We start from the raw sequence: 20,000 nt of genomic DNA, 5'->3' as shown, positions 1-20,000 counted from the left end.
GGTTGTTTTTGTTATAATCGAAACATAGAGGGTGGATTTTTCACGTATTTGCCTTCCAATGACAGCAAATCGACAAATCATGAAGAGGTGACGATCTTGAAAAAATTAATCACAATGCCGTTTTTAGTCTTACTTCTAGGAGTAATGCTCACAGCATGCGGCACATCAAATCAGTCAAACGATAACAATACGGATAACAGCAAAAAAGAAACAACTGAAGCAGCAGATCAAAAGAAAGAAAATGCAACAGATGAAAAGACGGAAGACAAGTCTGCAAGTGAAAAAGCAGATGATGAAAGCAAAGAAACAGCTGCTCAAACAGAAGACCAAGCAGGTCAATCTGATGAAGATGCAAAAGAAAGCTCAAGTAAGGAAATCACAAAAGAAGAAACGACAAACGATCAGTCAAAAGCTGAATCTAAAACAAAAAAAGAATCTACAACGAAGAAAAATGAAGTCACCAAAGAAGGCACATATGTCGGTTTGGCTGATGGACATACAATTGCTGTCAACATTGATGGAAAAGAAGTAGCCATTCAATTCGGAAATACATTTTCTAAACAAGTGAACAGCCTAAAAGAAGAGTCAAAAGTGAAAGTAACTTATACAAAAGATGCAAACGGAACGCTTAGACTGAAGACGATCGAATCCGTAAAGGCCAAATAAAAAAAGACACGTAGACCCGCAGAAATGCGGGTCTTTTTTACGTTTAAAAGGGCATAACTTGATATAAGGGCACATTCTTAACACACTTTTACAAGACTTAACAGCCCATTTACATTTGCTTAATGTTGCTCTGCTAAACTGACTTTCATAGAACATCTCTTTACACAACAACTACTTTGAATGGTGAGGTGCAGGTCAGTGAGCGCAGAGAAAGCGATGAACCTTTACAGAGAATATGAAGTGAGACGAAACCACTCTTTTGCTTTAACAGAACATATGGTTCGATATTTATTTGTCAAACGTTTCATAGATGTCGTATTCTCGTTCATCGGATTGATGTTGAGTACGCCAATCATTTTACTGTTTGCCCTTTTAATTAAGCTAGAAACACCAGGGCCAGCCTTTTATATGCAGGAAAGGGTCGGAAAAGACGGTGTCTACTTTAAATTATGGAAGCTCAGATCGATGAGAACCAACGCAGAAAGCGGAGGAGCGAAATGGGCGCAAAAAAATGACCCTCGTATCACCAAAGTGGGGGCATTCATCAGAAAAACAAGAATTGATGAACTGCCGCAATTTATCAACGTGTTAAAAGGAGAAATGAGTATTGTAGGTCCACGTCCTGAAAGACCAATGTTTACTGCCGAATTTAATCGGACGATTCCAGGCTTTACAAAAAGACTGACAGTGAAGCCAGGGCTGACAGGCCTTGCTCAAGTAAATGGGGGATATGAAATGAGTCCAAGTGAAAAATTATCACACGACTTACAGTATATTCAAAACTTGACATTTTCTCTCGACACGAAGATTATGGTAAAAACGTTAAAAGTCATCGTGACTGGTGACGGAGCCAGATAAGTAAAGTAGGGAAGAGAAATGGCAAGTATGAAAAATCGCCTGCTGGGCGGAGCAAAATGGACAAGCTTGTCCGCATTGATCATTACCATCATCCAAATTGCACAGTTCGCCTTTTTAGGAAACGTAATGTCACTGAAAGAATTTGGACTCGTTGGCATGATCACAACTGTCACAATATTTACACAGATTTTACTTGATCTAGGCATCGGTGCTGCGATCATTCAAAAGGAACAAACGACGGAACGTCAATTATCTACATTATATTGGATCAACTTGCTGACGGGAATTCTCTTGTTTTGTGTATTGATCCTCGCAAGTCCCTTGATTGCCGCCTTTTATGCCAGACCTGAGCTGGAAGGCTTACTCAAGTTATTATCAATCATGTTTCTTATTGCACCAATTGGTCAGCAATACCAATACATGATGCAGAAAGATTTAGCCTTTAAAACCTTAAGTACGATTGAGACGATAGCGACGATCATTTCGCTGATTGTTCTACTTATCCTAGCCTTTTTTATCAATCCAATTGTGGCCTATGTGATCTCTCAAGTGCTGCTTCAATCAGGAAAAGGTCTCATGTATGCAGCGGCTTATTGGAAGAAGTGGCGCCCAGCACCCGTTTTCGCATTAGGGGAAGTGAAAGAGTTTTTCTCCTTCGGGGCTTTCCAGCTTGCGTCAAGACTCGTCAATCGGGCAGGCTCAAACATCGACATGATTTTAATAGGACGGTTTCTTGGAGCAGAGGCATTAGGGATTTACAGCCTGGCTTATCAAATCGTCACAATCCCGGTGCTGAAAATTAACCCGATTGTGACGAGAGTGGCTTTCCCAGTTTTCGCAAAAAGTCAGCGTGATCACTCTAGGCTGCGTGAGGGCTTCCTCAGCATGACGAATATGCTTGCACTCATTAGTTTTCCACTACTCATCGGTCTTGCTGCCGTATCAGATAGCTTTATAGAAGTGGTGTTTGGAGAGAAATGGCTAGTGGCGGTCCCGGTTTTGAATATTTTGTGCATTGTCGGTCTACTCCGTGTGCTGATGAATCCAAATGGTTCCATCCTTCTTGCAAAAGGGAGAGCTGACTTAGCTTTTTATTGGGATACAGGCATGCTCATCGTATATGGATGCGCCTTATATGCAGGAGTCCATACTGGCAGTCTATTGACTGTAGCTTGGGTCTACTCAGGGGTCAGCCTGCTGAACTTCATTGTCGGCAGGTGGCTGATGGCTTATGTCATTCAGCTAGATATGAAGATGTATGTAAAATCACTCGTAAAGCCTGCTGTCATGACGCTGCTAATGGCCGGCTGCGCAGTGGCTGTTCATCAAGGGATGAAGCTGACATCAGCGGATATACTGCTTCAATTACTACTGACGATTGGTTTAAGTGCGGCTTTATATAGCTTGCTACTTGTCAAAATGTATCCGCAGATGGCAGGGAAATTATGGAGAAGAGGTCGTTCGTCATGAAGGTGCTATGGCTGACAAGTGTATATCCTAGTGAAAAACATCCAAGTGAAGGCGTCTTCCATGAAACGCAAGTGCAGGAGCTGGTCAAACAGGGCGTAGAAGTGAGCGTGATTTGTCCTACTCCTGTCAATCCGCCCATCTTACGGATGCTTAAAGCTTCCTATCGTCAGAGAAAAGATCTTCCCCAGGAGGAGGTGAGATGCGGCGTGCCGGTTTACAGACCGCCCTATACAGCGCTGCCTGGACAGCTAAAATGGGCTCAGCCGAGTAAACGAATCGCAGCTTCTGTCCTGCGCACAATGGAGCGTTATGAACTGTCACCGGATTTCATCCATGCGCACTTTGCCATGCCGTCTGGCGGCGCAGCAGCTGTGATCAAAAAGGAAGCAAACATCCCTTATCTTCTGACCTTACACGGCAGTGATGTAAACGTCTATCCAAACTATAGCCAAGGGGCGCTTGCAGCCTTTAAAGAAGCAGTAAAACAGGCGTCTGCTGTTCTCACAGTGAGTGAAGAGCTGGCAAAGAAAACACATGACATGACAGAGGTGGATGCACAATGCCTCCCGCTTGGAATTCCGCTCAAGTCATTTTCTAGAACACTGGGGGATCAAACAGCCATCAGAAAGCAGATTGGTTTACCACTTCACGACAAGCTCGTCGTTTTTGTCGGCCGTTTAGTCAAAGAGAAAGGTTTGCTTGAATTAGCGGAAGCTGTCAGCGGGATGGAGGGTGTAAAAGCCGTCTTTGTCGGAAAAGGACCCCTCGCAAAGGAGCTGGCCGAACGGGCGGGAGAATCCATTATACTCCCGGGGCAGGTGCCGAATGAACAAGTCAAACATTATTTAATGGCAGCTGACCTGTTTGCCCTTCCATCCTACAGTGAAGGAATGCCGACTGTCGTCCTTGAGGCGCTCGCTTTAAAACTGCCTGTCATCGCAACACGGGTTGGTGGTCTGCCATCACTATTTTCTACCTATCAACCTCTGCTCATTGAACCGCGTTCAACGAGTCAGCTAAAAGAAGCGATTCACGCTTATCTTTATGAAAATAGATGGAACGAGCAAGTGAAGAACGATCTTCACCACATCGTCCATACAGATTATTCATCATCACATAATGCTACGCTCCTGATTCAGCAATATGAAAAGGTGCTGAATCAATCAACATCCACCGTTTAAACAGGATGAAATGTGCAAAGACTGATAGATAAACAGTTTGGAACGACCAATATGCTTTTACTGAGAGGATGAAACATGTTGAAGAAAATTGCTGTGATTGGAACAGGATATGTCGGGTTAGTATCGGGTACTTGTTTTGCTGATATCGGAAATCGAGTCATTTGTTGTGACATCGACGAATCAAAAATCAACAGCTTAAAAAGCGGTCTCGTTCCAATTTATGAACCGGGCTTAAAGGAATTGATTGAGAAGAATACAGAAGAGGGAAGATTGTGTTTTACAACCAATATTCCCGCTGCAATTCGAGAATCAGAGATTATTTATATTGCTGTAGGAACACCAATGACACCTCAGGGGGAAGCGGATTTAACATTCGTGAAAGCTGTGGCTCAAACGGTTGGGGAACACCTGAATGGCTACAAAATCATCGTGAATAAGAGCACAGTGCCAGTTGGAACAGGACGTCTTGTTCAAGCCATTGTTCAAAAGGCTTCACGCAGTAAATATCCATTTGACGTCGTGTCCAATCCAGAGTTTCTACGGGAAGGTTCAGCTATTCAAGATACGATGAATATGGAGAGAGCGGTCATTGGCTCTACAAGCGCACATGCATCCACGATCATTAAAAAATTGCATGATCCGTTTCAAACAGAAGTAGTTGAGACCAATCTAGAAAGTGCAGAAATGATTAAATATGCGGCAAATGCCATGCTCGCCACAAAAATCTCATTCATCAATGACATTGCGAACATTTGCGAGAGAGTTGGTGCTGATGTGGAAAAAGTCAGCGAAGGCGTTGGGTTAGACAGCCGGATCGGGCATAAATTTTTAAAAGCAGGCATTGGATTTGGTGGTTCTTGTTTCCCAAAAGATACGATGGCTCTTCTCAAAATTGCTGAAACAGCTGGCTACAAGTTCAAGCTGATCGAATCTGTCATTGAAACAAACAACCACCAAAGAGCCCATCTTGTCAGCAAACTGATGAGTGTGTTCGGTGATATTAAAGGAAAAACGATTTCTGTTTTAGGGCTCGCATTTAAACCAAATACAAACGATATGCGTTCAGCCCCAGCACTAGATATTATCCCAATGCTGAGAGAGCTCGGAGCTTTTGTCAAAGCCTATGATCCAATTGCTTATGTAGAAGCAGAAAGAGAGCTTGGCCCGCAGGCGGTCTTCAGCAATGATCTCTATGAAACAGTGAAAGATACAGATGCTTGTCTCATCTTAACGGAATGGGATGACGTACAGAAGATGGATAAGGATCAGATCAAGCAGCTGCTTCGTTCTCCCATTTTAATTGATGGAAGGAATTTGTTTGATCCAGCAGAAATGAAAGAGAGAGGATTTATTTACCAGTCCATCGGCCGCCCAGGCGTATGGGAAACAGAATTGGTATCGAAGGCACAATAATAGGGGGAACTTGGATGAAGAAAGTATTGGTAACTGGGGGAAGTGGATTTATAGGATCTCATACGGTAGAGGCTTTATTAGAGAAAGGTTATGAGCCCATCGTTCTTGATAACTTTTCAACTGGATCAAAGGAAAATATCGCTCATCTTTCCGTACAATGCATTGAAGCAGATGTCACAAAATCAGAAACGGTCGATTTGATCAAACACATTGCACCAGATTATATCATTCATCTTGCAGCGCAAGTGAGTGTAGCCGTTTCGGTTCAACATTTCGTCTACGACGAAGAGGTCAATATTAAAGGTTCGCTGCATGTGATCAAAGCAGCGGCTGAAGCCGGGGTGGAGAAAGTGGTGTTTGCCTCATCGGCAGCAGTCTATGGAGACCCAGTCTATCTGCCGGTCGACACAGCTCATCCACTGCAGCCTGGTTCACCTTATGGCTTGTCGAAACTGACAGTTGAACGATACTTACAGATGGCAAAATCACTCTATGATGTGGACTATTGTATTATGCGGTACAGCAATGTATATGGTCCGCGCCAAGACGCACTTGGTGAAGGCGGTGTTGTCTCAATTTTTTCTGATAAGTTTGCAAAGCATGAGGCACCTTTCATCTTTGGAAACGGGGAACAAACAAGAGATTTCATCTATGTAGGCGATCTAGCCGCAGCGAATGTTGCAGCTTTAACAGCTCAATCAAACGTTTGTTTAAATATCTCATGTGGTCATTCCATCACGGTGAATGAGCTGTTTCAAACGATGAAGCGAGTCACGAGATCAGATCTTGAACCGATTTATAAGCCTCAGCGTGCAGGAGATATTGTGCATAGTACATTGGAAAATGAGGAAACGAAACAAGTCTTAGCATGGGAGCCTGTTGTGAGTTTACAAGAAGGTTTGGCTCGTACCATTTCCTACTATGAACAGGAAGTAAAGGCTTAATCCCTCAAATCGGATGGGTTGCTTAGGAGGAACAAGGGTATGAGTGTGAAACAAACAGCATGGCAAATCATAATCGGATGTATTTTATTAGCAGCAGGTATCGGGCTTGTACAAATGGCATCCACGCAGCCTATCGGGTTAAAGAAGATGGTGGTCATTCCGGTTTTGATTGTGGTGCTCATAGCGGCTGCTATATGTATGAAGCTCTACATGAATGGTGAGCACATATTCATGTCAGCCATTTACCTTTTGATTGCATTAACATTTCTCAATAACGCTTTTTTCTCTATCAGTGCCGGATTCTTTAGTCTCTTTCTCTACCGCATCATGCTCTTGGCTGTCTTTGCTTTATTCATATGGCGGATGAGGGACAAAGGAACGTACATATCCCAGTGGCAGCAAATTCGCGTTAAAGGCATTCTTGGTTTTTTCGCTGTATGGTTTCTTTACGGACTCATCTCACTGCTTTGGGCTCATTCGGTCACAGACGGCCTGAAATATATGTCTCTTCTTGCGATGGGAATGGGTTTTGTCTTTCTTGTGGTCATGTACATTCAGCGAATGGATCAGATCGTGACTTTTTATAGTATTTGGCTAGTCATGACCGTATTTGTGATGGGAATCGGGTTCTATAATCACTTGACCTTGAACCATTTACCGAATACCTCATTGTATCTTGGACCAGCATACAAACAGCACTATCCTACAGCTGTCTTCTTTAACCAAAATGATTTTGCGACTTTTTTATCTATTAGCTTTTTCTTATATGTGGCGTGCATGCGCCAAATGAAAAATGGTTATATCAAAGCGTTCGGATTACTAGGAGCCATCTTAGCGCTGTATCTCATTTTGTTAACAGAATCGCGCGCCAGCTTGCTTGGCATATTAGCCGGAGCTACAATCTATGTATGGCTGTTGATGCCTCGCTTTTTAAAAAAGTGGTCCATCATGGCAGCAGGCGGGCTTGTTATCATCTGTATCGCCATTTTTTCAGCCAAAATCTATTCTGTCTTTTATGACTTGTTTCTCGCTTCTCAGGTCGCTCATTCTTTCAGCGAACCACTTCCGTCCAACATTGCCCGGGCGAATTTAATCAAAAACGCCTGGTATTTCTTTACGAATTCATACGGTTTCGGAGTCGGAGCGGGCAATGTGTCTTATTACTTAGCTCACTTTTCTATCTTTGATACAGATCAGGTCGTGGAAGTTCACAATTGGCTGCTAGAGGTGATGACGAATTTTGGGTTTGCCGTCATGCTAGGTTATATCTCAGTGTATGCCTATCTCATGTTCTCACTGTACAAACAATACCAATTGGCTGACACGAGATCAGCCAAGATGATCATTGAAGGTCTATTTGCTGCCATGCTGAGCTTTCTCGTCTCAAGTATCAGTCCGAGTTCGGTCTCGAATTTATATTTCCACTGGGTGTTTCTAGGTCTAGTGATCGCAGCGGTCAATATCATGAAAAATAAACAGCGCTTCAAGCCGTGGGCAAACGTGTGATGCTGAGTTTGTATGGCTACACTAGTGAAAAAGCAAATACGTCAATGTTGGGAGAATGAGCATGTCTGGTTTTATGTTAAGAATAGGGAAGCGAATGAAAAAATATATCGTCTGGCTTGTGCTGCTGCCCGTTGTATTGGCTGCTTTTGGTTTCTTTTTTGCCAAGGGGACAGTAGAACAGTCTAGTTACACAGCTGCTGTGACCTTGACGCTTGGGAAATATGACGACGGTGTGTATAACAATATGGAAGAAGTGACATCTCTATTAAAAAGTGATGCATTTCTGAATCAAGCACTCCGTGATGTAAAGGAAGAAGAAAGGCAGGATGTGAAAAATCGTTTGATTCTCACGAACCAGTCCGATACACAATTGCAGTTGTCGTTTACAGATGCTGATCAAGCTCGAGCTTTGGCGGTAGTGAAACAAGTGTCAGATACATTTTTAAAGCAGGACAAAGCCTTATTTACGAAAAGACAGCAAGTCATTGAAAGGAGACTATCCGCTCTTGAAGATGAATCTGTCAGCAATGACTCCAAGGTCGATAAAGAACGATTTTTATATGAATTGGAATCGACAAAGCTCGGGATGAAGCAGGCAAAGATTGTCGATCCTGCCCAAGTGCTTGATGAAGCAGGCAAAGGCATGTCAGCGAAAAAACGAGCACTGCTTGGACTTGTCATTGGCCTTAGCATCTCGCTTATGTTTGTGGTGTTACCTGAAGTGTTCAAAGAATCTTAATGATGAACTGGAGATGAGTCTTAGGTGAACAATCAACCGTTAGTATCAATTATTACACCGGCGTATAATGCGGAACGTTATTTAACGGATACAGTTCATTCCGTCCTTGCCCAAACCTATTCCAACTGGGAGCTGATCATTGCAGATGATTGCTCAACAGATGGCACAAGGAAGTTGTTAGGGGAATTAAGTCAGACGGACGACAGAATCAACGTCATTTATTTAGAGGAAAACGGGGGAGCCGCTATTGCTAGAAACACCGCCATCAAACAGGCGAAAGGCCGCTTTATCGCTTTTTTAGATAGCGATGATATGTGGAAACAGACAAAGCTCGAAAAGCAGGTCAAGTTTATGTTAGAAAATGATCATGCCTTTACTTTCACGGCATATGACATCATTTCAGAAAATGGAGAGCCGTTACAAAAAACCGTCACAGCGCCGGCTCAGTTGAACTACAATGAAGCTTTAAAAAATACGATTATCGGCTGTTTGACGGTGATGCTCGATCTTCAACAAGTAGGACACGTGGAAATGCCAAACATTCGAACAAGGCAGGACTTAGCCACATGGCTCTCTATTTTAAAAAAAGGATTTACTGCCTATGGAATGAGTGAGCCGCTCAGTGAATATCGCATCGTGGGAAACTCGATTTCTAGTAACAAGTGGAAAGCAGCGAAAAAAACATGGTTTGTCTACAGAGAAATTGAGCAGCTTCATTTTGTGAAAGCATCTTGGTGTTTTATGCACTATGCCACAAATGCTGTCAAAAAGCGCTTATAAACAGAAGGGAAAAAAGGTGATGAAGGTGAAAGCAGAGTCGATCATACATGTGATTGTCGCAACGGGAGAATGGGGACACGATGGCCTAAGGTACAGACGGCATCGACTGGCGGAATTTCTTGCATCTGATCCAGAAACGAAAGAGGTCATCTGGGTATGCCCATCTGCCACTCGTCATTCAGCTCCCTTTCAGCCTATAACGGATCGAATGAAGCAAATGACCATTCCTGATGTGCTCAAGAGCAAGTTTTTTCGCTTTGGCCGTTATCAAGATATGTTTTATTTTCATAAATTATCTCCTCTTCTTGAGCATTTGCGTCAAGAAGAAAAGCAGGGCATAGCCGTCTGTTTATGGTATACGTTTCCGGGATTTCCGCTCTTATCTTCTTTATTTGAATGGAAACATATTGTGTATGATTGCAGTGACCTGTGGGGAGAGCCCATCAGCGGAAAAAACAACATTCTCTCTTATATGAGACAGCGAGTCATTGTAAAAGCAGAAAACCGCATTATTAAATATGCGCACAGCATTACATGCTCTTCACAATACTTACATGATCAAATCAAAAAAAGGCTCATGGGTGAACCGAAAGATGTCTTTACAGTGGAAAATGGCGTCGAGTATGATGTGTTTGCAAAAAGCAACCTCCCTAGCAGGGAAGACGTGCTAGAGGGAAGAGAGGGAACGGTTCTTGGCTTTATAGGTGGGATCAAGCCGAAGCTCGATTTTGACATGATCGCTCAAGCTGCTCGCATGCAGCCAGATTGGACATTTTTATTTGTCGGTCCGGATGGAACGAATGGAGATCCATCTTTTCAGCATGCACTCAAACTGCCCAATGTCCTATGGACAGGAGCAGTCGCACCAGAAGAAGTGCCTGCTTATATGAAATTAATTGATGTAGGGATGATGCCATACAAACAGTCTCCTTACAATCAAGCGGTTTTTCCGCTCAAGCTGTATGAATTTTTAGCAGCCGGAATCCCTGTTGTTGGTTTAAATCTTCCATCAACGGAAAGGCTAAAAGAGAATGATGTGTATGAATATGTAGAGGGCGAAGATCCAGCTCTCTTCGTAGAAGCCTGCCAGAAAGTGATCAGTAAAAAAGATGACATGAAATGCAGACATCTAAGACAAAGCCGGGCAAAGAAAAAAGATTGGCACGCACTGTTCACAAACATGGTGGAATTAACGAATATTAAAGAAAACGCATAATTCATTCAGGATTGTGCGTTTTTATTTGTTTCTTCTTCTTAGGGGGAGCTTGTGATCATCCTATATTCAATTGTATAATGGAAAGAGCGGCCAATATACAAAATACAGATTTCAATTTAGAAGGAGACTGACCTATGGATTACGAACGCGCCTTATTAGCGTTTTTTGTCTCTCTGGCTACAGTTTTAATTGTGACACCAATCGTCAAAAAGTTTGCAATTAAGATTGGTGCAGTGGACCAGCCGAATAAACGAAAAGTTCATGATAGAGTAATGCCTCGAATGGGCGGTTTGGCGATTTTTATTGGGGTAGCGGCTGGAGCACTAGCAGGCGGGCTGTTTCTACATAATAAAATTACAGCTATATCAGTTGGCGCTGTACTCATCGTCATTTTAGGTATATTTGATGATAAATATAATTTAAGTGCAAAATTTAAATTTCTTGTGCAAGTTCTCGTTGCTTGCTTAATCGTGAGCACGGGCTTAAAAATGGACTTTTTCTCTGTTCCTTTCTTAACAGATCGACTGGAGTTAGGATGGATGGCGTATCCCCTGACTGTACTATGGATTGTTGGGATTACAAATGCGATCAATTTAATTGACGGATTAGATGGACTGGCTGCCGGAATTTCGGTTATCGGTTTAACCACGATTGCCGTCATGGCATTTTCTGCGGACAAGATCCTGATTCTTTCGTTATCTCTTGTCGTCATTGGCAGTACCATCGGTTTTCTTTTTTATAACTTCCATCCAGCAAAAATATTTATGGGTGATACAGGTTCGTTATTTTTAGGCTATATGATCTCGGTCCTGTCACTTTTAGGATTGTACAAAAGTGTTACTTTGTTTAGTGTTGTTGTCCCTGTAATTATTTTAGGTGTGCCTATTTTTGATACGACCTTTGCGATCATAAGACGAATATTGAATAAACAGCCTATCTCATCACCTGACAAATCACACATCCATCATCGACTGATGGCCTTTGGCTTATCACATCGAATGGCAGTGATTGTGATTTACATGATTGGCTTAGTCTTCAGCTTAAGCGCGATTTTGCTGACAAGTGCCACCATTTGGCTGTCATTGATCATCATCTTTTTACTGGTCATGTTTATGCAAGTTATCGCTGAAGTCACTGGTTTGGTGAACGAAGAGTTTAAACCATTTACGAAATTCTACAAACGAATGGTCAAAAGACAATAAAAAAACAGCCCGCTTCCAAGGAACGGGCTGTTTTCCTATTATTGTCCTGATGTGCTGGTCGAAGGGGCCTGTGTATCGGCTGACCCTGTTGTACCAGAAGATGAATCGGTTTGTGTATTTGTTTCAGTTGAGGACGATGACTCAGCAGGAAGCTTTAAATGTGTCCTTAACTCATTTTGCACCTCAGCCAAGTTGGTTTGATCTGGCTCAAAGAAGTATGTTCGATTTGGTCCTAGATAAAGGTCTGATCCTTTAATAGATAGTGTTTCAGTATCGTCTCCTTTAAAACCACTGTAAATTTGCTGTAGAGCAAGTCCTTCTGTGATGCGGAAGTTGGTTGTTATATGATCACTTACTTCTTTTGCGATATTATCCACGTTTGCAATGTTATGCGGTTTCGCCATTTGATCAATCATGGCACGTAAGATTTGTTTCTGACGATCGTTACGCCCGAAATCACCACGTGGATCTTGTTTTCTCATTCGCGCATAAGCAAGTGCCTCTTCCCCGTTTAAATGCATATTTCCTTTTTTAAAGTAAATCTTTTTCGATTTTTTGACGTCACTTTTTTCATTGAAGTCAAATGGAACGTCTATATCGATTCCCCCAACTTCATCAATGACATCCTTAAAACCGTCAAAGTCCACTGTTGCATATTTGTCAATTGGGATATGCAAGAATTGTTCGACAGTTTCAATCGTTTCGTCTTTACCGCCTTTAGCAAATGCCGCATTGATCTTTACTTTATTTCCCGTTGTGTCACTAGCAAGCTGTACTCGTGTGTCACGGGGGATACTGACCATTTTCATCGTTTTATCCTGAGGATTAATCGTTGCGACGATGAGTGAATCTGAACGGCCGTGATCACCATTTGTGGCGTAATCCTCTATACCAACAAATAGGACAGAGAAAGGTTTTTTCTTTATATCAATAACAGCATCACGGAGTTTCGATTTCTCCCCACGCTCTAATTCATCATAAGTTTTGTCAGCAGCCTGGAGTGTATTCACAATCTTATAAACTGCAAATCCGCCCATGCAGATGAAGAGAAGCAAAAATAAGACCAGAATCCGTTTGAAAATCTTTTTCTTCTTACTCTTTTTCTTTCGTACACGCACTTTTACTCGTTGTGCCATTCATCTGTCTCCTTTATCGGACCAACGTCCTTTTCTAAATAAATCAATTCGCCTTCTTTAGTAACACTCTTTCCATTAGTTAACTCAGTCATCCATTCAATGAACTGCTCTGTTTGTGTTTCTTCTACATACGTTTCAAAAATCACATCTTCTGCATAATGGATGTCTTTTAGCTGAAAAGATGAGGCTCTAAGCTCATTCTCTACCTTTCCAAGCCATGTATAATCTATTGTTGTGTGCATCGTACGCATTAAACAGCGTTCTACCATACCAACATGATTGATTGCTTCAGACACAGATTTTCCGTACGCGCGAATTAATCCACCGGCACCTAGCTTAATACCGCCGAAATAACGAGTGACGACAACTACTGTATCTTTCAGCTTGCGTTTTTTTAGCACTTCAAGCATGGGTACACCTGCCGTACCGCTTGGTTCACCATCATCATTTGCTTTTTGAATCAGATCATGTTCACCGATCAAATAGGCGGAACAATTATGAGTGGCGTTCCAATGTTGTTTTTTTATGGATTGTATAAAAGCTTGTGCTTCTTCTTCTGAGACAGCACGTTGTATATGACAAATAAAACGTGATTTTTCAATGACGATCTCATGCTCGCCACGGCTTTTTACTGTGAGATAGCGGTTCAGCAAAAGACATACCCTCCTGACAAGCAAATTGTAAGGCTAGAGAAAATTTGCATTGGTTTTAGAATTTTACAGCGTATTTTGTTATGATGATAGGAGCGGAAAAAGGGTCGTCATAAAAATTTCATGATTTATACGCATTCTTTCATTATAATTCGACATAAAATGCAGATCAATGACATTTATAATAAAAAAAGATGACATCACTGTTACGGGAGGGAAAAGCCATGACAACACCTAAAATGGATCCGAAGTTATTGGATTCAATCATCATGAAAATGCTAAGTACAGTTGATGGCAGTAAGGACGAAGTATTTAGAATCGGCGAACAGTCCCGTCAACAATATGAAAGCCTAGTAGAAGAGCTCAAGCAAATTAAACAGCAAGTCAACGAAGTAATTGATTTTGGGGATAAACTAGAAGTACATACGAGACATGCTAGAAATCGATTATCTGAGGTCAGCAGAAACTTCAACAAATTCAGCGAAGAAGAAATACGAGAAGCCTATGAAAAAGCACATAACCTGCAAGTAGAATTGACCATGATCCAGCAGCGCGAAAAACAGCTGAGGGAAAGAAGAGATGATCTCGAAAGACGATTGTTAAGCCTGCAAGACGTCATTGAACGCTCTGAAACGCTTGTGAGCCAGATCACAGTGGTTCTCAACTACTTGAACCAAGATTTACGTCAGGTCGGTGTTTTACTTGAAGATGCTCAGGCAAAACAAGATTTTGGACTAAGAATTATTGAAGCCCAGGAAGAAGAGCGCAAAAGGGTATCACGAGAAATCCATGATGGACCTGCTCAGATGCTGGCAAACGTGATGATGCGTTCAGAACTAATTGAACGAATTTTTAGAGACCGTGGAACAGAAGAAGGCTTTAAAGAAATTAGAAGTCTAAGACAGAATGTGCGAAATGCACTGTACGAAGTGAGAAGAATCATTTATGATTTAAGACCGATGGCTTTAGATGATTTGGGTCTCATTCCGACACTGCGAAAATACTTAAACACAATTGAAGAATATGATGGAAAAACCAAAATTACGTTCCAATGCCTAGGGGATACAGAAAATGAAAGAATTGCTTCTCAGTTCGAAGTGGCACTGTTTAGACTAGCCCAAGAAGCTGTCACAAATTCATTGAAGCATTCCGAAGCTGAAGAAATCTCTGTAAAAGTAGAAGTGACAAAAGACTTTGTCACGTTAATTATCAAAGACGATGGAAAAGGCTTTGATATGAAAGATGTGAAAACAAATAAAAACAAATCCTTTGGGTTACTTGGTATGAAAGAGCGCGTAGACTTACTAGAAGGTAAAATGACCATAGACTCAAAAATAGGTCTAGGGACATTCATCATGATTAGAGTACCGTTAACATTACAAAATAAAATTGTAAAATAGAGACAAAAGACATATTGACCATAAAGTTCAGGTGTAGAACAATAAACATGGGGAGGCGTAGCTTGTGACTAAAGTAAATATTGTAATTATCGATGACCACCAATTATTCCGTGAAGGTGTCAAACGGATTTTAGATTTTGAACCTACTTTTGAAGTAGTTGCAGAAGGAGACGACGGTGACGAAGCTGCACGTATCGTAGAACACTATCATCCGGATGTTGTCATTATGGACATTAATATGCCGAATGTAAATGGTGTGGAGGCTACAAAACAGCTAGTAGAGCTTTATCCCGAATCAAAAGTCATTATCCTATCTATTCATGACGATGAAAACTATGTGACACATGCATTAAAAACAGGAGCAAGAGGCTACTTGTTAAAAGAAATGGATGCAGATACCCTCATTGAAGCAGTAAAAGTAGTAGCTGACGGAGGCTCTTATTTACATCCGAAAGTCACTCATAACTTAGTAAATGAATTCCGACGCTTAGCAACAAGCGGCGTTTCAGCACATCCACAGCACGAGGTATATCCTGAAATTCGCAGACCACTTCATATTTTAACAAGACGTGAATGTGAAGTTCTTCAAATGTTAGCTGACGGAAAGAGCAACAGAGGTATTGGTGAGTCGCTCTTTATTAGTGAGAAAACAGTCAAAAACCACGTGAGTAACATCTTGCAAAAAATGAATGTAAACGACCGTACTCAAGCTGTTGTTGTAGCAATTAAAAACGGCTGGGTAGAAATGAGATAATGTTCCGGACAAGTACTCCTTTTTCGCCTGTTTTTAGTTCTCTCACATTCAAGTTAGAGAGCAATGATAGGCAGGTAAGGAGTCTTTTTCGGATATAGCGGGCTTGCCTATTGATTAGGCAAGCTTTTTTGATTAGTATTATAAATCTAGTGAAAAACAATGATCATTCTTTTTTAAAAAGCAACTTAACGGATAAGGAAGGTATTTAAGAATGAAAATAGCCGTTGTAACAGACAGTACTGCTTATATACCACAAGAACTACGTGATAAACATCATATTCATATGATCCCTCTGAATGTCATCTTTGGTACTGAATCATACCGTGAAGAAGTAGAAATGGATTGGAAGACATATTATGAAGAAGTCAAGAAACATAAAGATCTTCCAACAACCTCTCAGCCTGCTTTCGGTGAACTTATAGAATTATATGAAAAACTTAGTGAAACATATGATGCTGTGATTAGTATACATCTGTCAAGCGGAATTAGTGGAACATACAATAGTGCGGCCTCAGCGAATGAACTAGTTGACGGAATCGACATTTATCCGTTTGATACAGAGACTAGCTGTATGGCGCAAGGTTTTTATGTGTTAGAAGCTGCTGAAAAAATCCAAGGTGGTGCTTCTCCAGAAGAAGTGATTTCCCATCTCAATTATCTAAAAGAAAATCAAAGAGCTTATTTTATGGTAGACGATTTAACTCATTTACAACGTGGCGGCAGATTAAATGGTGCTCAGGCTTTTATTGGAAGCCTCTTAAAGGTAAAGCCTATCTTGCATTTTGACAACAAGCTAATTGTCCCTTTTGAGAAGATTCGTACACGCAAAAAAGCCATTTCACGTATTTTCGAATTATTTGATGAAGATGCATCACGTGGTGTTCCAATGAGAGCAACTCTGATACATGGTAATAGAGAAGAAGAAGCAGATGAATTAATTGCGCACTTATTAGAAAAGTATCCTCATGTTGAATTTTATAAAAGCTACTTTGGTGCCGTGATTGGCACTCATCTAGGCGAAGGCTCTTTAGCACTTGGCTGGATCATCAGGTAGATATCAAAATCCCCTTTTCTCATGGAAAAGGGGATTTGTTTTTCTATTTTTACAATTAGACGAAAGGCCTTCTCTTTGTACATAATGGGTCAACATGAATGGAAAGGTAGTGCGTGAAATTGAATCTGGAAAAAGCAATGGAACTCAGTCACAAGCTACAATCAAGGCACCTTCTTCTTGTTGAATGTCAATGTACACAGTCCGAATTGGAGTGGCTGGAGAATCAAGGATTTATCCATAGAACACCTGCTGTCGATAGGTTGGCGAGTGGTTTGATCTGCTGCCGGTGCGGTGTATCAAACAAGCGCTACTTTGCCCTCTCTCCGTGTGAAACATGTAAAAAAGACTGTGTATACTGTAGATCCTGCATCATGCTGGGAAAAGTAAGCGAATGTGGCTTTCTCTACGAATGGACGGGTCCACAAAAGAAAGAAACAAGACGAGTTGAATTAACATGGCAGGGAGAGCTTTCTAAAGGGCAAAAGAGAGCGTCCGATAGGCTAGTAGAAGCAATCCAAAACAAATTTGATCTGCTCGTTTGGGCTGTTTGTGGTGCGGGGAAAACGGAGGTGCTTTTTCATGGAATAAAATATGCGCTAAATAACGGAATGAGTGTTTGTATTGCGACGCCTAGAACCGATGTTGTACTGGAGCTTGAACCTCGAATGAGAAAGGCATTTCAAGGACTGAATATAGCTGCACTTTATGGCGGGAGTTCTCAAAGGTTTCAAATGGCACCGCTTATGATCGCTACAACCCATCAGCTAATGAGATATAAAAACGCCTTTGATGTCCTCATTGTAGACGAAGTCGATGCTTTTCCTTATTCAATGGATGAACGGCTTCAGTTTGCTGTTTTAAAATCAATGAAAAAAACAGGAGTTAGAATTTACTTAAGTGCCACACCATCTAAAAAAATGCAAAAAGATGTTGCTCGTAGACAATTAGAAGCGATCAAAATTCCTCTGCGCTTCCACCAAAAACCGTTGCCTGTCCCAACATTTCAATGGGTTGGAGATTGGAAAAAGAAATTAAAAAGAAATCGGCTTCCAGCATCTACAATGAACTGGCTGCATGAACATATCACAAAGAAAAAAAGAGTGTTACTCTTTGTTCCTTCTATTTCTACTATGAAGAAGGTAACTCATATTCTTCAAGTTCAAGATGTAAATGTACAGGGTGTTTCTGCGGATGATCAAGAAAGGAAGCAAAAAGTCCAGTATTTCAGAGATCATAGATACGATGTATTGGTTACAACAACTATTCTAGAAAGAGGCGTTACCATTCAAGATGTTCAGGTGGGCGTATTAGGTGCGGAATCTCCTGTTTTTTCAGAAAGTGCACTTGTCCAAATTTCTGGTAGAGCAGGGAGACATCCAGATTTTTTTAACGGAGACGTGTATTTTTTTCATTTTGGTTTAACGAGAAGTATGAAACAAGCAAAGAAACATATCGTGAAAATGAATAATACAGCTGAAAAAGAGTTTTCTGAAAAATAGTGTGGGTTCAACTAAATCATGGTACATTATATTCACAAAACACAAATGGCAGGAGAGACAAAATATGCTACTCAACGCAAAAGAAATACTACTTAAAGAAATTCTCTATCAATATCTCAACCAATTAAACATGATTTGTCATTGTGAAAAATGTATAGAAGATGTATTAGCCATTTCTCTAAATCAAGTGAAACCGCAATATATAACAGATATCGATAAAATATCCTACAGTAAATCCGAGATGGTGGATAAACAGAAAAATACTGCGATGCTCGTCATTCTGACAGAAGCTGCTTCAACGGTCACTACATATCCAAGGTGCGAAAATCATTTGCCGTTGAACAAAGAAAAGCGTTGATTTGTCCAATTTGTGAGAGCCATTTTGTGGCTGCTTTTACATGGAAATCATTCCTACTATTAAATGAAGATCGTTTATGTGTAGCATGTAAGAACCACTTGATGAAGATTCAAGGTCCTACTTGTCCCAAATGCGGAAGAGCGCAATCAAATGATCAATTGTGTCAGGATTGTTCAAGGTGGAATAAACGACGGGATTTTGCTGAGATTCTTGTAATGAATCGGTCTGTTTATGCTTACAACGACTTTATGAAAGATATTCTAGCTCGATTTAAATTTCGAGGTGATACGGCTTTAGCTGATCTATTTAAAAAAGATGTACGGTCAGCGTTTAAACGTTCTTTTTCAATCAAAGAACCGGTCCTTGTCCCAATTCCTTTGAGTAAAGAGAGATTAAAGGAAAGAGGATTCAATCAGTCAATGATGCTTGCTTCCATGATTGGCGGACCTATATTGGAGCCACTTATAAAAGTACATCAAAGTAAGCAGTCTAAGAAAAGAAAAAATGAACGTTTACATCAACAGAATTTGTTCCAATTAAGGCAGTCAAACCCGATCGTTCTAAAGGATATCATATTAATCGATGATATTTATACAACTGGGGCGACAGTCTATCATGCAGCAAAAATTTTAAAAGACGCAGGCGCCAAAAGTGTTTCCTCTTTTACGTTGATTCGTAGTTAAAAATCATGACAATCAACCGATATTAAGAAAAGAAAATAACGTAAGGGGTTTTGGTTATGAATCAATTGGCAAACTGTCCACAATGTAATCAGTTATTTTTAAAAACCACCATCCAAACGGTTTGTAACAAATGCTTTGAAGAAGAAGAACGTTCTTTTGATATCGTTTATAAATTCTTGCGTAAGCAAAGTAATAGACAATCAACCATTGCTGAGATAGTAGACGCAACAGAAGTTGATGAAGAATTAATCCTGAAATTTATCCGTTTGAAAAGACTTCAAATTAGTCAATTCCCGAATATCAACTATCCTTGTGAAAGATGCGGCCAACCGATCAGGAAAAACAAGCTGTGTAGCCATTGTGAAAAGGATATAAAGACACAAATCAGCCAAATGGACCAAGAAGAAGAGCGTAAAAGGGAGATTGAATCTAGGAAAAAAGACACCTATTATGCCATTAATCCTAAAAACGACTGATTCCCTAAACTAAGT

At 40.9% G+C, this 20,000-nt stretch carries 20 protein-coding genes; 18 read left to right on the top strand and 2 right to left on the bottom strand.

The genetic code is table 11. The features are described 5' to 3' along the window. Positions 1-87: 87 nt before the first annotated feature. From MHI58_RS17145 to MHI58_RS17095, 11 genes are all read left to right on the top strand, one after another. A complete protein-coding gene (locus MHI58_RS17145; protein ID WP_223255607.1) occupies positions 88-666 on the top strand; it encodes a hypothetical protein in 579 nt (192 codons plus the stop codon). Between the two features lie 198 nt (positions 667-864). Further along, positions 865-1,524 (top strand): exopolysaccharide biosynthesis polyprenyl glycosylphosphotransferase, encoded by a 660-nt coding sequence (locus MHI58_RS17140; RefSeq protein ID WP_045033972.1) that lies wholly within the window; start codon positions 865-867, stop codon positions 1,522-1,524. 18 nt (positions 1,525-1,542) lie between these two features. Beyond that, the gene (locus MHI58_RS17135) at positions 1,543-2,994 is read left to right on the top strand and encodes an MOP flippase family protein (RefSeq protein WP_039169814.1); all 1,452 of its coding nucleotides are present in this window, start codon (positions 1,543-1,545) and stop codon (positions 2,992-2,994) included. After that, entirely contained in the window at positions 2,991-4,175 is a 1,185-nt protein-coding gene (locus MHI58_RS17130; RefSeq protein WP_045033973.1) for a glycosyltransferase, read from the top strand. Before MHI58_RS17135 ends, MHI58_RS17130 begins: the two co-directional genes overlap by 4 nt. Positions 4,176-4,250: 75 nt before the next feature. Further along, positions 4,251-5,588, top strand: coding sequence for a UDP-glucose/GDP-mannose dehydrogenase family protein (locus MHI58_RS17125; RefSeq protein ID WP_045033974.1), 1,338 nt, complete (start codon positions 4,251-4,253; stop codon positions 5,586-5,588). 14 nt (positions 5,589-5,602) lie between these two features. Next, positions 5,603-6,532, top strand: coding sequence for an NAD-dependent epimerase/dehydratase family protein (locus MHI58_RS17120; protein ID WP_045033975.1), 930 nt, complete (start codon positions 5,603-5,605; stop codon positions 6,530-6,532). Between the two features lie 39 nt (positions 6,533-6,571). Then, positions 6,572-8,038, top strand: coding sequence for an O-antigen ligase (locus tag MHI58_RS17115; protein WP_045033976.1), 1,467 nt, complete (start codon positions 6,572-6,574; stop codon positions 8,036-8,038). Between the two features lie 61 nt (positions 8,039-8,099). Continuing rightward, entirely contained in the window at positions 8,100-8,777 is a 678-nt protein-coding gene (locus MHI58_RS17110; RefSeq protein WP_024719248.1) for a hypothetical protein, read from the top strand. 24 nt (positions 8,778-8,801) lie between these two features. Next, on the top strand, positions 8,802-9,557 hold the full coding sequence (locus MHI58_RS17105; protein WP_008348281.1) for a glycosyltransferase family 2 protein: 756 nt from the start codon (positions 8,802-8,804) through the stop codon (positions 9,555-9,557). A 19-nt stretch (positions 9,558-9,576) separates the two neighbouring features. Next, positions 9,577-10,773, top strand: coding sequence for a glycosyltransferase (locus tag MHI58_RS17100; RefSeq protein ID WP_039169832.1), 1,197 nt, complete (start codon positions 9,577-9,579; stop codon positions 10,771-10,773). Between the two features lie 134 nt (positions 10,774-10,907). Then, a complete protein-coding gene (locus MHI58_RS17095) occupies positions 10,908-11,975 on the top strand; it encodes a glycosyltransferase family 4 protein (RefSeq protein ID WP_024719245.1) in 1,068 nt (355 codons plus the stop codon). Between the two features lie 38 nt (positions 11,976-12,013). Here the strand turns inward: MHI58_RS17095 and MHI58_RS17090 are convergent, their stop codons facing one another. Together MHI58_RS17090 and MHI58_RS17085 are read right to left on the bottom strand one after the other, a co-directional pair. Then, on the bottom strand, positions 12,014-13,111 hold the full coding sequence (locus MHI58_RS17090) for an LCP family protein (RefSeq protein ID WP_024719244.1): 1,098 nt from the start codon (positions 13,109-13,111) through the stop codon (positions 12,014-12,016). Further along, a complete protein-coding gene (locus tag MHI58_RS17085; RefSeq protein ID WP_017357860.1) occupies positions 13,096-13,764 on the bottom strand; it encodes a YigZ family protein in 669 nt (222 codons plus the stop codon). Before MHI58_RS17085 ends, MHI58_RS17090 begins: the two co-directional genes overlap by 16 nt. Before the next feature lie 221 nt (positions 13,765-13,985). On the opposite strand from MHI58_RS17085, the gene MHI58_RS17080 reads away from it, so the two are divergent. The 7 genes from MHI58_RS17080 (at position 13,986) to MHI58_RS17050 (ending at position 19,985) form a co-directional block, all read left to right on the top strand. Beyond that, complete coding sequence (locus MHI58_RS17080; RefSeq protein WP_024719243.1) at positions 13,986-15,161, top strand: sensor histidine kinase; 1,176 nt, start codon at positions 13,986-13,988, stop codon at positions 15,159-15,161. Between the two features lie 64 nt (positions 15,162-15,225). Further along, a complete protein-coding gene (degU, locus tag MHI58_RS17075) occupies positions 15,226-15,915 on the top strand; it encodes a two-component system response regulator DegU (RefSeq protein WP_008348273.1) in 690 nt (229 codons plus the stop codon). A gap of 211 nt (positions 15,916-16,126) precedes the next feature. Continuing rightward, complete coding sequence (locus MHI58_RS17070; protein ID WP_024719242.1) at positions 16,127-16,969, top strand: DegV family protein; 843 nt, start codon at positions 16,127-16,129, stop codon at positions 16,967-16,969. A 371-nt stretch (positions 16,970-17,340) separates the two neighbouring features. Beyond that, positions 17,341-18,468 (top strand): DEAD/DEAH box helicase, encoded by a 1,128-nt coding sequence (locus tag MHI58_RS17065; protein ID WP_045033977.1) that lies wholly within the window; start codon positions 17,341-17,343, stop codon positions 18,466-18,468. Positions 18,469-18,532: 64 nt separating this feature from the next. Further along, positions 18,533-18,826, top strand: a complete 294-nt coding sequence (locus MHI58_RS17060; RefSeq protein ID WP_008348267.1) for a competence protein ComFB — start codon at positions 18,533-18,535, stop codon at positions 18,824-18,826. Then, positions 18,823-19,509 (top strand): ComF family protein, encoded by a 687-nt coding sequence (locus MHI58_RS17055; RefSeq protein ID WP_176544677.1) that lies wholly within the window; start codon positions 18,823-18,825, stop codon positions 19,507-19,509. The genes MHI58_RS17060 and MHI58_RS17055 overlap by 4 nt, the downstream gene beginning before the upstream one ends. A gap of 56 nt (positions 19,510-19,565) precedes the next feature. Further along, entirely contained in the window at positions 19,566-19,985 is a 420-nt protein-coding gene (locus MHI58_RS17050) for a TIGR03826 family flagellar region protein (RefSeq protein WP_017357864.1), read from the top strand. Positions 19,986-20,000: the final 15 nt, after the last annotated feature.

Origin of the sequence: Bacillus sp. FSL K6-2869, from assembly GCF_040869405.1 — a bacterium.
In the GTDB taxonomy this organism is placed as follows: Bacteria; Bacillota; Bacilli; order Bacillales; family Bacillaceae; genus Bacillus; species Bacillus altitudinis.
Note: the sequence above shows the minus strand (reverse complement) of the source record. Positions and strands in the feature narration are given on the sequence as shown.

What these genes read in the sequence shown, in the direction of transcription:
- MHI58_RS17135 (WP_039169814.1), top strand. Translation starts at nt 1,543, where the DNA reads ATGGCAAGTATGAAAAATCGCCTGCTGGGCGGAGCAAAATGGACAAGC.
- MHI58_RS17130 (WP_045033973.1), top strand. Translation starts at nt 2,991, where the DNA reads ATGAAGGTGCTATGGCTGACAAGTGTATATCCTAGTGAAAAACATCCA.
- MHI58_RS17125 (WP_045033974.1), top strand. Translation starts at nt 4,251, where the DNA reads ATGTTGAAGAAAATTGCTGTGATTGGAACAGGATATGTCGGGTTAGTA.
- MHI58_RS17120 (WP_045033975.1), top strand. Translation starts at nt 5,603, where the DNA reads ATGAAGAAAGTATTGGTAACTGGGGGAAGTGGATTTATAGGATCTCAT.
- MHI58_RS17115 (WP_045033976.1), top strand. Translation starts at nt 6,572, where the DNA reads ATGAGTGTGAAACAAACAGCATGGCAAATCATAATCGGATGTATTTTA.
- MHI58_RS17110 (WP_024719248.1), top strand. Translation starts at nt 8,100, where the DNA reads ATGTCTGGTTTTATGTTAAGAATAGGGAAGCGAATGAAAAAATATATC.
- MHI58_RS17100 (WP_039169832.1), top strand. Translation starts at nt 9,577, where the DNA reads ATGAAGGTGAAAGCAGAGTCGATCATACATGTGATTGTCGCAACGGGA.
- MHI58_RS17095 (WP_024719245.1), top strand. Translation starts at nt 10,908, where the DNA reads ATGGATTACGAACGCGCCTTATTAGCGTTTTTTGTCTCTCTGGCTACA.
- MHI58_RS17090 (WP_024719244.1), bottom strand. Translation starts at nt 13,111, where the DNA reads ATGGCACAACGAGTAAAAGTGCGTGTACGAAAGAAAAAGAGTAAGAAG.
- MHI58_RS17080 (WP_024719243.1), top strand. Translation starts at nt 13,986, where the DNA reads ATGACAACACCTAAAATGGATCCGAAGTTATTGGATTCAATCATCATG.
- MHI58_RS17070 (WP_024719242.1), top strand. Translation starts at nt 16,127, where the DNA reads ATGAAAATAGCCGTTGTAACAGACAGTACTGCTTATATACCACAAGAA.
- MHI58_RS17065 (WP_045033977.1), top strand. Translation starts at nt 17,341, where the DNA reads ATGCTGGGAAAAGTAAGCGAATGTGGCTTTCTCTACGAATGGACGGGT.
- MHI58_RS17060 (WP_008348267.1), top strand. Translation starts at nt 18,533, where the DNA reads ATGCTACTCAACGCAAAAGAAATACTACTTAAAGAAATTCTCTATCAA.
- MHI58_RS17050 (WP_017357864.1), top strand. Translation starts at nt 19,566, where the DNA reads ATGAATCAATTGGCAAACTGTCCACAATGTAATCAGTTATTTTTAAAA.